We start from the raw sequence: 12,923 nt of genomic DNA, 5'->3' as shown, positions 1-12,923 counted from the left end.
CTACTATGTCCGGCAGTTTCCCACCCTTGTGCCCAGTCGGCCCGGAGCCTCAATGCCCAACCCCAAGGACAGCGCCAGCGAGAGCGGCGCGCCGATGATTCCCGAGCAGCGTCGCGAGCTGATCCTGCGGCAGTTGCGCAAGCATCAGGTGTTGAGCGTGCATCAGTTGATGGAGATGTTCGACTGCTCGCACATGACCGTGCGCCGCGACATCGCGCTGCTGGAACAGGAAGGCCGGGCCTATTCGGTGACCGGCGGGGTACGGATCGCCAGCCAGTTGCACAGCGAGCCGAGCCACCAGTCCAAGGCGGTGGTCGAGCAGCCGCAGAAGCAGGCCATGGCGCGGCTGGCGGCGCGCTTGCTGCACGCCGACATGACGGTGTACCTGGACGCCGGCACCAGCACCCTGGAGATCGTGCCCTATATCAAGGCGCTGTCGGGCATGACCGTGGTGACCAACGACTTCGGCATCGTCCAGGCGCTGATGGAGGCGCCGCAGGTGACGGTGATCCACACCGGCGGCCAGCTCGACCACGACAACCATTCCTGCGTCGGCGGGCTGGCAGTGGCGACCCTGCGCCAGGTGGTGACCGATATCGCCTTCATGTCCACCAGTTCCTGGGACCTGCGCCGCGGCATCACCACGCCGTCGGCGCTCAAGGTCGAGGTCAAGCAGGTGGCGATGCAGTCGGCGTCCCAGGTGGTGCTGGTGGCCAGCAGTTCGAAATACGGCACCTTCAGCATGTACCGCATCGCCGGGCTGGAGCAGTTCGACGTGATCATCAGCGACGACGCTCTGGCCCAGGCCGCCGCCGACGGGATCCGCAAGCAAGGGGTGGAGTTGCTGCTGCCGTCCGACCCGCCGCTCCAGCCGGCGAAGGACTGACGAGCGGCCACTCGCGCCTCAGCGGTGCTGCTTGCGGAACCACAGCACGCAGGCGATATCCCGCAGGTCTTCGCTCAAGCCATCGAGGGCGACCCGGGTGCTGCGGCGAATGCGCCGCAGCCATTCCACCACCGCGCACAGGGTGGCGAAGAAGAACAACAGCACGAACAACTGCCGCAGGCCGAACCCCTGGTCCAGCCCCTGGGCGCGGAAGTGGTTCCACAGCCAGAGACCGCAGGCGGCGCTCAACACCACCAGCAGCACGCTGGCGATATTGATCCATTGCCCAAGGACGGTGGTGCGCCGGGCGCGGCGGTAATCCCGTTCGATGCGCTCCAGGGTCACCGTGGGAATCTGCTCCCAATGCAAGTCGCGCGGGCGGCAGGACGCCTCGTCCAGCCCCGACTGATCCACGAATATCGACTTGTGCATGCTCCCGCTCCCTTGATGGCACCAGTGATGGCCCTGGCGACGGGGAGCAATGTACCCGCCAGGGCGGAGCGCGAGCCGCGCACGTCAGAAATCTTCAGATTCCCAGCGCCTCGGCAAACGCGCAGCGGCTCCGCTGCCCTGCCCGCCCCTTAGAACGCCTTCCAGTCCCGCAGCCATTGCAGGCCGGCCGAGGTGTCGCCGCGCGGGCGGTACTCGCAGCCGACCCAGCCGTCGTAGCCCAGCTGGTCCAGCAGCGCGAACAGGTAAGGATAATTCAGCTCGCCCAGGTCCGGCTCGTGACGGTCCGGCACGCCGGCGATCTGGATATGGCCGATGCCGGTGAAGTCGCGGCGCAGCTTGGTCGCCAGGTCGCCCTCGACGATCTGGCAGTGGTAGCAGTCGAATTGCACCTTGAGGTTGCTCGCGCCGACTTCCTTGCAGATCGCCTGGGCCTGGTCCTGGCGGTTGAGGAAGAAGCCCGGCATGTCGCGGGTGTTGATCGGTTCCAGCAGCACTGTGACGCCGACCTTGGCCGCCTGGGCGGCGGCATGGGCCAGGTTCTCCAGGTACACCCCGTGATGGCGCTCGCGCAGGCTTTCCGAAGGCAGCAGGCCGGCCATCACATGGATGCGCGAGTTGCCCAGCGCCGCGGCGTATTCCAGGGCGCGCTCGAAGCCTTGGCGAAACTCCGCCTCGCGCCCCGGCAAGGTCACGGTGCCCCGCTCGCCCGCCGCCCAGTCGCCGGGCGGCGCGTTGAACAGCGCCTGGACCAGGCCGTTGTCGTCCAGGCGCTGCTTGAGTTCCTGGGCGCTGTAGTCGTAGGGGAACAGGTACTCCACCGCCTCGAAACCGTCGGCTGCGGCCGCGGCGAAACGGTCCGGGAAGGCGTGTTGCGGGTAGAGCATGCTGAGGTTGGCAGCGAAACGAGGCATGGCGACTCCTGGAAAGAAAGACTCAGACAAAAGGCCAGAGCAACAGGGTAATACAGAAGCCCAGGGTACCGAGCAAGGTGGTGATCACCGTCCAGGTGCGCAGGCCGTCGCCGACGTTGAGCCCGGCGAGCTTGGTGAAGATCCAGTAGCCGGCGTCGTTGATATGGGACATCGCCAGCCCGCCGCCGCCCATGGCCAGGCACAGCAGCGCCATGTGGTTGGGGGTCAGGTCCAGGGTGGCGATCAGCGGGCTGATGATGCCGGCGGTGGTCACCAGGGCCACGGTGGTCGAGCCCTGCACCGCGCGCAGCAACATGGTCAGCAAAAAGCCCAGGGCCAGCACCGGCAGGCCGGTGGTGCGCAACAGGTCAGAGACCACCGCGCCGATCCCGGTGTCCACCAGCACCTTGCCGAACACCCCGCCGGCGCCGGCGATCAGGATCACCATGGCCACGCCGGGCAAGGCCGAGCCGATCACGTCCGAGACCTGGCTGCGGCTCCAGCCGCGGCGCGACCCCAGCAGCCAGGCACACAACAAGGTGTCGAGCAGCAGCGCCACCAGCGGTGCGCCGAGCACGGTCAGCACCCCGCGCAGGGCCGACTCGGCGGGCAGCAGCGAGGTGGCCAGGGTGCCCAACAGGATCAGCACGATCGGCAGCAGGATCAGCCCGACGATCAGGCCGAACCCCGGCGCCGGGGCCGGCGGCAACTTGGCGACGATGGCGCTGGTGGACTCTTCCAGGCCCATGTGCGACACCGCCACCTGCGCCTGTTGCGAGTCCTGCCCATGGCTGTTGCCGTTGGTCCAGGCCCGCAGGTCGTCGTTGCTCACGTGGGGGCCGTAGACCTCGGCGCGGATGTCGTCGGTCATCGGGTAGAAGCGCCGAGTCATGCGCCCGGCCACGCGGTAGCCGACGTAGCACAGCAAGGCAGTGATCGGCAGGCCGAACATCAGCACCCGGCCCAGGTCGGCGCCCAGCTGGCTGGCCGCGGCCACGGCGCCCGGGTGGGGCGGCAGGAACGCATGCACGGTGAGCAGCGCCGCGCACATCGGCAAGGCGAACACCAGCAGCGGCTTGCGCGCCCGGCGAGCCACGCCGTAGGCCAGCGGCATGAGGATGATCACCCCGACCTCGAAGAACACCGGCACGCCGATGATGAACCCGGCGATGGTCAGCGCCAGCGGCGTGCGGCGGTTGCCGAAGCGCTCGATCAGGGTCTTGGCCAGGGCCTCGGCGCCGCCGGACAGCTCGATGATCCGCCCGATCATCGCGCCCAGGGCAATGATGATCGCGATATGGCCCAGGGTCTTGCCCATGCCGCCCTCGATGGTCGCCACCAGGTCGGCGGGTTTCACCCCGGCCACCAACGCCACCAGGATGCTCACCAGCATCAGCGCGACAAAGGGCTGGAACTTGTACTTGAGCACCAGGAACAGCAGCAGCGCGATACCTGCGCCGGCCGTCAACATCAGGATCAGCGGGCTCATTGCGCGGTCCCTCCCTCATAAGAGAAAGAAGCGCGGGTGAAACCAAAACAGCTGCAGTCGGGGAACGTCATGCGGGATGTCCTGTTGTTATTGTTTTTAAAGGCAAGCCGGGGCCGTCGAGAGCCTGACAGCGACTCCCGGGCAGTGCTTGCAGTGTCAGTTACAGCGGTGCGCTACCAGTGCGCGCCGAAGCTCTCGCGCAGCTCGTCCAGGGCTGCCTGATCCAGCGGCGCGGGCTTGGGATGGCTCATCAGCCAGAGGCGCGCGGTTTCTTCCAGTTCTTCCAGGGCGTAGCTGGCCTTGGCCACCGAGCTTTCCCAGACCACCGGCCCCAGGCGTTCGAGCATCACCCCGCGCACGCGGTTGGCCAGTTGCGCCACCTGCTCGGCGACCTTGGGCGAACCCGGACGCTGGTAGCCGATCAGCGGAATGTGCCCGACCTTCATCACCTGATAAGGCGTGAGCGGCGGCAGGATGTCGTCCGGTGTCCAGACGCCGGCCAGGGTCAGCGCCACCAAATAGGTGGAATGGGTGTGCACCACCCCGCCCACCGTCGGGTTGCGGTCGTAGACCTGGCGATGCAGGGCCAGGGTCTTCGATGGCTTGGCGCCGGACACCCACTCCCCCGCCGAATTGACCTTGGCGATGGCCGCCGGCTCCAGGCGCCCGAGGCAGACGTCGGTCGGGGTAATCAACCAGCCATCGTCGAGGCGCGCGCTGATATTGCCGGCGCTGCCCACGGTGTAGCCGCGCTGGTAGAGGCTGCGGCCGACGTCGCAGATCTCTTCGCGCAGGGCCTGTTCCTTGTTCGCGGCGCTGTTCATTGCGCACCTGCCGCAAGTTGCCCCAGGGCCTTGGCGAAAAAGTCGCGGCCGCCGAAATTGCCGGATTTCAACGCCAGGGCCAGGGGCTCGGCGCCGCTGCTGACGGTGGCCGGTACCCCCGGGTCGATCTGCGCGCCAATCTGCAACAGGTCGACCCCCAGCGCCTTGACCACCGCGCCGGAGGTTTCGCCGCCGGCGATCACGAAGCGCCGCACACCGTTCTGGCGCAGGCCCGCGGCGATCTCGCCGAGGGCGTTTTCCACCAGGGTGCCGGCACGCTCGACGCCCAGTTGCTGTTGCACGGCCTTGACCTCGGCCGGGGTGCTGGTGGCGTAGATCAACACGGTTTCATTGTTGTCGCGGGCAAAGGCCAGGGCTCGCGCCACCACCGGCTCGCCAGCGGCCAGGGCCAGCGGGTCGATGCGCAGCGCCGGACGGTCGGCCTCGAGCCAGGCAGCAACCTGGCCGATGGTCGCCACCGAGGCGCTGCCGGCCAGCACCACTTCGCCCCCTGCGACCGTCGGCAACGACGCCACGTCGAAGTCGCGCAGCTTGCCGGCGCGGCGGAAATTGCCCGGCAGGCCCAGGGCCAGGCCGGAGCCGCCGGTCAGCAGCGGCAGGTCGGCGCAGGCTTCGCCCAGGGTGTAGAGGTCCTGGTCGGACAGCGCATCGGCAATGGCCATGCCGACGCCCTGCTCGCGCAGTTCGGCGATCTTCGCCCGCACCGCCTCGACGCCCGCGGCGATGCTGTCGTAGCGCAGCAGGCCAACCTTGCGCGAAGTCTGGGCTTGCAGCACGCGCACCAGGTTGGCGTCGGTCATCGGCGTCAACGGGTGATGCTGCATGCCCGAGTCGCTGAGCAATTGGTCCTGGACGAACAGGTGGCCACGGAAAATGGTCCGGCCGTTCTCCGGAAACGCCGGACAGGCCAGGGTGAAATCGCTATTGAGCGCCTTGAGCAAGGCCTCGCTGACCTGGCCGATATTGCCGGCGGCGGTGGAATCGAATGTGGAGCAGTACTTGAAGAAGATTTGCTCGCAACCCTGTTCGCGCAGCCAGTCGAGGGCGGCGAGGGATGCCTCCACCGCCTCGGCAACCGGCACGGTGCGCGACTTCAAGGCAATGACAATCGCGTCGGCATCCAGCCCGGCCGCCACTTCGCGGCTCGGGATACCGATGCTCTGCACCGTGCGCATACCGCCGCGCACCAGCATATTGGCCAGGTCCGTGGCGCCGGTGAAGTCGTCGGCGATGCAGCCCAGCAGCGGGCGTGCGTTGGCGTTAGTCATGCGGCATTCCTCAAACGGATTCGGGCTTGGCGGTCGGCAGGTCGATACCGGGGAAGATCTTGATCACCGCCGAGTCGTCCTCGCGGCCAAAACCGGCGCTGGAGGCCTGCATGAACATCTGGTGCGCAGTGGCCGACAACGGCAGCGGGAATTTGCTGGCGCGGGCGGTATCCAGCACCAGGCCCAGGTCCTTGACGAAAATATCCACCGCCGACAGCGGGGTGTAGTCGGCCTTGAGGATGTGCGGCACGCGGTTCTCGAACATCCACGAGTTGCCGGCGCTGTGGGTGATCACCTCGTACAGCGCGTCGGCGTCCACGCCTTCGCGCAGGCCCAGGGCCATGGCTTCGGCGGACGCGGCGATGTGCACCCCGGCCAGCAACTGGTTGATGATCTTGACCTTGGAACCCAGGCCATGGGCGTCGCCCAGGCGGTAGACCTGGCCCGCCATGCCGGCGAGGATCGCCTCGGCCCTGGCGTAGGCCGCGGCCGGGCCGGAGGTCATCATGGTCATCTGGCCGGCGGCGGCCTTGGCCGCGCCGCCGGAGATCGGCGCGTCGAGGTACAAGAGGCCCGATTCGGCCAGGCGCTGGCCCAACTCGACGGCGTAGGTCGGCGCCACCGTGGCGCAACCGATCACCAGGCTGCCGGGGCGCAAGGCCGCGACCGCGCCGGCTTCGCCAAAGAGCACGGTCTCGGTCTGCTCGGCGTTGACCACCACGGTGATGATCACATCGCAGGCCTCGGCCATCCGCGCCGGCGACGCGCAGGCCACCCCGCCCTCGCTGACAAACTGCTGGGTGACCGCTTCGCGCACGTCACAGGCATGCACATCGAAGCCTGCGCGCAGCAGCGAGCGGGCAATGCCCAGGCCCATCGCGCCCAGGCCGACGACACCGACATTCTTGTTATTCATGGGGTACTCCAGGGGAAGACAGCAGCGTGTTCCGCGTCGGCAAGGCGCAGGCGGCGGGCCCATCAATCGAGACCTTGTCGAGCATGGCGGGGTCCTGTGATCGGTTGTTATCGGGTTGTCCTACAGGTTGCGGTCGATCATCCACCAATGAACTGATTATGTGAAGTATTTTTTCAATCTAACATTTTTTAACATCGCCACACGCAACGCGCAAAAGATTGGAAACAGCGCCATAGCCCCCGTCGAGTCGACCGGACGAGCGGTATCGCCAGGCGACCAACGAGCTGATCCATATCAATCCGGTGTCTACACTTGAGCCCGATGCTGTTAGGCGCAACATCCCCGATCAGCGGTACCGCCCTTTATCGCCCACCCGTTGACGGTGGATGGCAGGCAGCGCTGTATGGTCGTCCCGCAATGCTTGAACAAGGATATTCAACATGGCAAAGATCAACGTATTGGCTGGAGATTTTCTACAAGGAGATGGCGAGTACCGGCAGGGAGTCTTCAGGTTGGCCACCCCGACCAACCCTTCGCCAGGCGTCGAGGTCAAGGCCTCGGCCTTCAAGCGCCTGGAGATCGCAACGCAGGACAGCATCACCAACAGGGACGCGCTCGGCTATGGCATCGCCGGCGCCATGCTGCTGGGCCCGGTGGGCGCCCTTGCCGGCTACCTGATCGCCGGTAAGGAAACCGAGGTGACCTTTATCGCGACCTTCAAGGACGGCCGCAAACTGTTGGCGGCTACGGACAGCGAAACGTACCGGGATATCGAAAGACGCCTGACGGCCTAGGTTTTCCTGCCCAGGCCCGCACGCTCGGGCCTGGGCAGACTTTTCCCGGCGCCCTGCCCTATACCGACTCGGCTTGGTTCGGGTCGCCCCGACGCTGCTGGCGCTTACCCTCCAGCCAGACCACCAGCCCCAGCAAACTGCCGCCGGCGATCAGCAAACTGACGAACCAGCCCAGGGTCTCCGCCAGCTGGGTGAAGAACAGCGTGTACAGCTGGATGATGAAGAAGGTCGCGCCGTAACCCACCAGCATGGAAAACCGCAGGCGAATGCCCAGCGCCAGCAGGCCCAGGCTGAGCGCCGCCCACAGCCCGTTGAACAGCAGCAGCTCGCCGGACTCGGCCAGGTGCCAAGGGCCGTCGATCAGGTCGTAGCTGCCAAACAGCGACAGCAACCACAACGACATCTGAGCCATGAACAGGCCGGCGGAAATCCACACTTTGGCAAAGCCGCGATAGCGCGCCAACCAGGAAGCCTCGCTCCACAGATGCACAAAGCCGAACAGCACCATGGCCACGGCCGCGCCGAGGAAGCGCAGCGGGTAGTTCATGCCGAACCAGTAGGCGCCCCAGCCGGACATATAGCCGCTGCGCCCGCCGAACCAGACGAAGAACAGCACGCTGCACAGGGCCAGCAGCAAGACGTTGTTCAACAGGTAACTCAGCGCCAGCAACAGCAGCAGGTCCACCAGCAACAGCGCCGGCCAGTTGCCCGAGCCGTCGGAGTAGATCATGCCCAGCACCAGGCTCAGGCCAATCAGGGCGAAGCCGCCGAGCAACTCCAGGGTCGCGCCGAGCAGTTTCAGCTGTTTGCCCAGCAGCCAGCGCCCGGCGCCAAACAGCCCGAACATCAGCAGGCCGAGGCCGGCCGCGAGTTTCGGCAAGGTGAAGGTCAGGTGCTCATGCAGCAGGATCAGCAGGCCGGCAGCCAGGCTGATGGCGCCGAAGGTCAGGAACCAGCGCCCCAGGGAGCGCCAGTCCCAGCGCGTCAGCGGGTACAGCTCGGCGATCCGGACGTGGGCCTGGGGGTCGATCAGGCCGTCGCGCAGCCATTGGTCCAGGGCGTCGCGCACCTGGCGGTTACGGCGATCCGGGCTCATTGGCCAGCCTCCCCGGCCCGCAGCGCGGTGCGCTCGAACAGCCAGCCCAGGAGCATGCCGACCACCCCGGCCACGGCGAAAAACAGCGCGGCGCTCAGCTGTTCCCAGGCGTATTCGTAGAAACGCGTGTACAGGTCGATGCCGAGGAACACCACGCCGAAGCCGGTGAAGCTGGGGTGCTTGAAGCGCGCGCCAAGCACCAGTTGAGCGATGGCGCCGAGGGTGAACAGCAAGGTCCAGGTCAGGGTCTGCCGGTAAGGGTCTTCCAGGCTCAAGAACCACAGCGAGCAGTTGAAATACAGCAAGCCGAAAATCACATACAGCCGCCCGAAACCGCTGAAACGGCGCAAGGTGCGATCCTCGGCGTGCTGGTGCCACAGCCCCAGGAGCGCGGTCAGCGCGGCGATCACCGCCATCGAGCGCGGGTCCTGGATGTCGAAATAGTAACTGCCGCCACCGCCGTACGCTTCCCACGAGCCCAGGCCGTGGAAGGCGCAGAGCAGGCCCAGCAACAGCGGCCAGCGCAGGCGGTAGCCATAGGCGGTGCCGATGCTCATGGCGGCGGTGGCCAGCAGGGCCAGCGGCAGGTTGCCGTACTCGTTGGCAGCGCTGTCGGAACTGCCCAGCAACAGGCTGGCGCCCATCAGGATCAGGCCGATGGTCAGGATCGCCACCCCGGTGACCGGCATGCGCTGCGCCGGCTCGCGCGCCAGCCGCGCGCCGAGCAGCCACAGCCCGACACCTGCAGCGAAGAACAAGACCGCCCCCAGCAGCACCGAGTCGGCCAGCAGACTCAAGCCGCCGAGCACCGCCATACCGATCAGCAGCACCGCGCCAATGCCCAGCCATTGCAGGACCGTGGACAAGAGGTGCCCGGGGCGTTCGTACAAGGCGCCGAGGCGCTGCTGCGACTCGGCGTCGATCAGGCCGCGATGGCGCCAGTCGGCGATTTCGTGGAGCAACATCTGCTGGGTGATTTTTCTCATGGCGCTCTGGGGACTGGGGAGTGGGGAGTGGGAGGACCGGCCGCAACTCGACAGCATAGCCAAGCGTCGCGCAGGCGTTTGTCTATCAAGACGTCCAACGCAGCGCTGCGCGGCACGCCGCGGCCAAAAAAAGCCAACCCCACCCCATTACTGTAGGAGCGAGCTTGCTCGCGATGAACCTGAGAGCGCCGCGTCTACCCTGTCAGTCCGCGTTATCGTTAACGTCCATCGCGAGCGAGCTCGCGCCTAGAGGCGCCAGCGGGTACAGCGCCTCGTCGAACTGCGACAAACGCGGGAACGTCATGGCCGGCTCGTCGGCCAGACGCCCCAGGCGCCGCCGGTAAGCCACGAGGAACTCCTCGCGGGCCTCGGCGCTGATGTAAGGCACATGCCAGGCGACGAAGGGCTCCAGCACCTCGAAGCCGACATAGGCCAGAGTGCCGCGCAGCAGCGGCCGCAGCATATCTTCCAGCGGCCCGTGGATCGCCCCCTCGCCGAACATGTGCTCGCGCCCGCCCAGGGTCAGGGTGACCAGGGCCTTCTTGCCCGCCAGGCCGCCCTGGTCGTAGAAGCGCTTGCCGCCGTAGCAGACCCCGGACACCAGTACCCGGTCGATCCAGCCCTTGAGCATGGCCGGCGTGGAGAACCAGAACACCGGGAAATTCAGGATCAGCAGGTCGGCCCACAGCAGTTTGTCCAGTTCCTGCAGGATGTCCGCGGCGATCGACTGGCTCTTCACCCCCAGGCGCTGCTCCAGCGCGTACACCAGGTAGTCGGGGTTGTCCCGCGAGGAAAAGTCCGCGGCGCTGGCCACCGGATTCCAACCCATGGCGTACAGGTCGCTGACCTGCACCGTGTGGCCCTGGGCTTCGAGGGTGGCCACCGCCTGGTCGCGCAAGGCGGCGGTAAAGGATTGCGGCTCGGGGTGAGCATGGACGATCAGTACATTCATGAAGGGCTCCTTGAACGGATTGCAATGTCGGGGGCACGGACTCAGCACTGGATCGCCTTGATCTCGACGAACTCGGCCAGGCCTTCCTCGCCCCATTCGCGACCGTTGCCCGACTGTTTGTAGCCGCCGAACGGCGCCTGGTAATTGAACGCCGCGCCGTTGATGAAACACTGCCCGGCGCGCAGTTGTCGAGCCAGGCCCAGGGCGCGCCGGGGGTCGGCCGCCCAGACGCCGCTGGACAGGCCGAACGGCGAGTCGTTGGCCAGGGCCACCGCCTGCGCCTCGTCGGCGTAGGGAATCAGGCACAGCACCGGGCCGAAGATTTCCTCCTGGGCGATACGCATGCGGTTGTCGACATCGGCGAACAGCGTCGGCCCCAGGTAGTAACCGCGCTCGAAGCCCGGCGTCGACTCGCCGCCGTACAGCAGGCGCGCCCCCTCCTGCGTACCGAGGCGAATGTAGTCCTGCACGGTGCGCCGCTGGGCGGCCGAGCACATCGGTCCGAGAAAGCTGTGCGGGTCCTGCGGATCGCCCATGCACAAGCCGCGCGCCTCCTCCACCGCCAGCTCCAGCGCCTGCGCGTAACGGCTGGCCGGCAGCAGCATGCGGGTCAGCGCGGTGCAGGTCTGCCCGGAGTTGATCATCACGTCCTGTACGCCGTAGCGCACCGCCGCTTCCAGGTCCGCGTCCTCGCCGATCAGCAGCGGCGACTTGCCGCCCAGTTCCAGGCACACCCGTTTCACCGAAGGCGCCGCGGCCTGGGCCACGCGTACCCCGGCGCCGGTGGAGCCGGTGAACGACAGCATATCCACATCCGGGTGCCGGGCCAGTGCTTCGCCGACCTTCGCCCCCGGCCCGCTGACCAGGTTGAATACCCCGGCCGGCAGGCCTGTGGCCTCGATCATTTCGGCCAGCAAAAACGCGTGCAGCGGGGTTTCCTGGCTGGGCTTGAGCACCACCGTGCAGCCCGCCGCCAACGCTGGGGCGAGCTTGCCGAGCAACTGGTGCAAGGGGTAATTCCAGGGGTTGATAAAGGCGCAGACCCCGACTGCCTCGCGGATCACCAGGGAGTTGCCGACCTCGCGCACCTCGTCCATCAGCGCCGCCAGTTCGACGTACTGCTCCAGCCCGAGGATGGGCCCGTCGACCTGCACCGAGCGGCACCATTGCACCGGCATGCCCAGCTCGGCGGTGATCAGCGCGGCCATCTCGTCGGCGCGCTCGCGCAACTGCTCGACCAGTGCGCGGATGTAGCCGGCGCGCACGCTGGACGGGGCTCGCGACCAGCCCTCGAACGCCCGCCGCGCGGCGGCCACGGCGCGCTCGACATCGCGCTCGTCGCCCAGGGGCACGCTGCCGGCCGCGGCCTCGGTGGCCGGGTTGACGACCTCGGCCAGGCCCTGCCCCGCGGGCTCGCGCCAGGCGCCGTCGATAAACAGCCGGGAGTACTTACGCATGGGCCGGTACCTCCAACAGCTCGCGGGCGCAGCGGGCGATCCGCTGGCAGGCCTCGCGCAATGGCGCCGCGCCGAGCACCAGGCCCAGGCGGATATGCCCGGCCGCGCTGGGGCCGAAGGCCTCGCCGGCCAGCACCGCGACCCCGTGGCGCGCCAGCAGGCGGTCAGCGAACGCCTGGGCGCTGAGCCCGGTCTGGCGGATATCGACCATCACGAACATCCCACCATCGGGTTTCAACGCGCGCACGCCAGGGCAATCGGCCAGGCACTCGCACACCAGGTCGCGGCGCTGGCGATAGGCTTCGCGCATCGCCGCCAGCTCCGGCAGGCCGCTCTCCAACGCCACCACCGCGGCGTCCTGGATAAAGTCCGGCGAGCCGTAGAGCATGCACAGCGCCAGATTCTCCAGATGCGCCGCCAGCGCTGGCGGGGCGATCACCCAGCCCACCCGCCAGCCGGTCATGGCATGGGATTTCGACAGGCTGTTGAGGGTCGCCGTGCGCTCGGCCATGCCCGGCAGGCTGCCCGGGCTGACGTGCTCGCCGTCGAACAGCAGCTCGCTGTAGACCTCGTCGGAAATCAGCCACAGGTCGTGGCCGATGCACAGCTCGGCCAACGCCTGCCAGGTGGCGCGCGGCAGGCTGGCGCCCGAGGGGTTGTGCGGGCTGTTCAGGGCCAGGGCGCGGGTGCGCGGGGTGATGCGCGCGGCGACGTCTTCGGGCAGTACCCGAAAGCCGTTCTCGGAGCGCACCGGCACCGGCACCACCACCGCGCCGCAAGCGCCGAACACCGCTTCGTAGGTGACGTACATCGGCTCGGCGACCAGCACCTCGTCGCCCGGGTTGAGCACACACTGGGCGACGCTGAACA

13 protein-coding genes are annotated in these 12,923 nt (G+C 67.4%); 2 read left to right on the top strand and 11 right to left on the bottom strand.

All coding sequences use genetic code 11. The features are described 5' to 3' along the window. The first annotated feature begins 52 nt into the window (after positions 1-52). Positions 53-886: a DeoR/GlpR family DNA-binding transcription regulator gene (locus BTN82_RS12435; protein WP_075119431.1), complete on the top strand. Its 834-nt coding sequence runs from the start codon at positions 53-55 to the stop codon at positions 884-886. Between the two features lie 18 nt (positions 887-904). Here BTN82_RS12435 and BTN82_RS12430 read toward each other — a convergent pair whose 3' ends face one another. From BTN82_RS12430 to ltnD, 6 genes are all read right to left on the bottom strand, one after another. Beyond that, the gene (locus BTN82_RS12430) at positions 905-1,318 is read right to left on the bottom strand and encodes a hypothetical protein (protein WP_075119430.1); all 414 of its coding nucleotides are present in this window, start codon (positions 1,316-1,318) and stop codon (positions 905-907) included. Positions 1,319-1,467: 149 nt separating this feature from the next. Then, the gene (gene otnI, locus BTN82_RS12425; RefSeq protein ID WP_075119429.1) at positions 1,468-2,250 is read right to left on the bottom strand and encodes a 2-oxo-tetronate isomerase; all 783 of its coding nucleotides are present in this window, start codon (positions 2,248-2,250) and stop codon (positions 1,468-1,470) included. A gap of 22 nt (positions 2,251-2,272) precedes the next feature. Then, positions 2,273-3,739, bottom strand: a complete 1,467-nt coding sequence (locus BTN82_RS12420; protein ID WP_075119428.1) for an SLC13 family permease — start codon at positions 3,737-3,739, stop codon at positions 2,273-2,275. Between the two features lie 173 nt (positions 3,740-3,912). Then, positions 3,913-4,563, bottom strand: coding sequence for an aldolase (locus BTN82_RS12415; protein WP_075119427.1), 651 nt, complete (start codon positions 4,561-4,563; stop codon positions 3,913-3,915). Beyond that, positions 4,560-5,852, bottom strand: coding sequence for a 3-oxo-tetronate kinase (gene otnK, locus BTN82_RS12410; protein WP_075119426.1), 1,293 nt, complete (start codon positions 5,850-5,852; stop codon positions 4,560-4,562). The genes BTN82_RS12415 and otnK overlap by 4 nt, the downstream gene beginning before the upstream one ends. 10 nt (positions 5,853-5,862) lie before the next feature. Then, positions 5,863-6,768: an L-threonate dehydrogenase gene (gene ltnD, locus BTN82_RS12405; RefSeq protein ID WP_075119425.1), complete on the bottom strand. Its 906-nt coding sequence runs from the start codon at positions 6,766-6,768 to the stop codon at positions 5,863-5,865. A 440-nt stretch (positions 6,769-7,208) separates the two neighbouring features. Here ltnD and BTN82_RS12400 point away from each other — a divergent pair, with 440 nt between their 5' ends. Continuing rightward, on the top strand, positions 7,209-7,562 hold the full coding sequence (locus BTN82_RS12400) for a hypothetical protein (RefSeq protein WP_075119424.1): 354 nt from the start codon (positions 7,209-7,211) through the stop codon (positions 7,560-7,562). Between the two features lie 58 nt (positions 7,563-7,620). Here the strand turns inward: BTN82_RS12400 and BTN82_RS12395 are convergent, their stop codons facing one another. The 5 genes from BTN82_RS12395 to BTN82_RS12375 form a co-directional block, all read right to left on the bottom strand. After that, positions 7,621-8,658 (bottom strand): hypothetical protein, encoded by a 1,038-nt coding sequence (locus tag BTN82_RS12395; protein ID WP_075119423.1) that lies wholly within the window; start codon positions 8,656-8,658, stop codon positions 7,621-7,623. After that, positions 8,655-9,644, bottom strand: a complete 990-nt coding sequence (locus tag BTN82_RS12390; protein WP_075119422.1) for a DUF2157 domain-containing protein — start codon at positions 9,642-9,644, stop codon at positions 8,655-8,657. The genes BTN82_RS12395 and BTN82_RS12390 overlap by 4 nt, the downstream gene beginning before the upstream one ends. 202 nt (positions 9,645-9,846) lie before the next feature. Continuing rightward, positions 9,847-10,596 (bottom strand): NAD(P)H-dependent oxidoreductase, encoded by a 750-nt coding sequence (locus BTN82_RS12385; RefSeq protein WP_075119421.1) that lies wholly within the window; start codon positions 10,594-10,596, stop codon positions 9,847-9,849. 41 nt (positions 10,597-10,637) lie between these two features. Beyond that, complete coding sequence (locus tag BTN82_RS12380) at positions 10,638-12,053, bottom strand: aldehyde dehydrogenase family protein (RefSeq protein ID WP_075119420.1); 1,416 nt, start codon at positions 12,051-12,053, stop codon at positions 10,638-10,640. Further along, positions 12,046-12,923 (bottom strand): pyridoxal phosphate-dependent aminotransferase (locus tag BTN82_RS12375; RefSeq protein ID WP_075119419.1); only part of this gene is annotated, 878 nt, incomplete at its 5' end. The genes BTN82_RS12375 and BTN82_RS12380, both read right to left, overlap by 8 nt.

The sequence above is a fragment of the Pseudomonas chlororaphis genome (assembly GCF_001921865.1).
GTDB classification, from domain to species: domain Bacteria; phylum Pseudomonadota; class Gammaproteobacteria; order Pseudomonadales; family Pseudomonadaceae; genus Aquipseudomonas; species Aquipseudomonas chlororaphis_D.
This window is presented reverse-complemented; position numbering and strand designations above follow the sequence as displayed.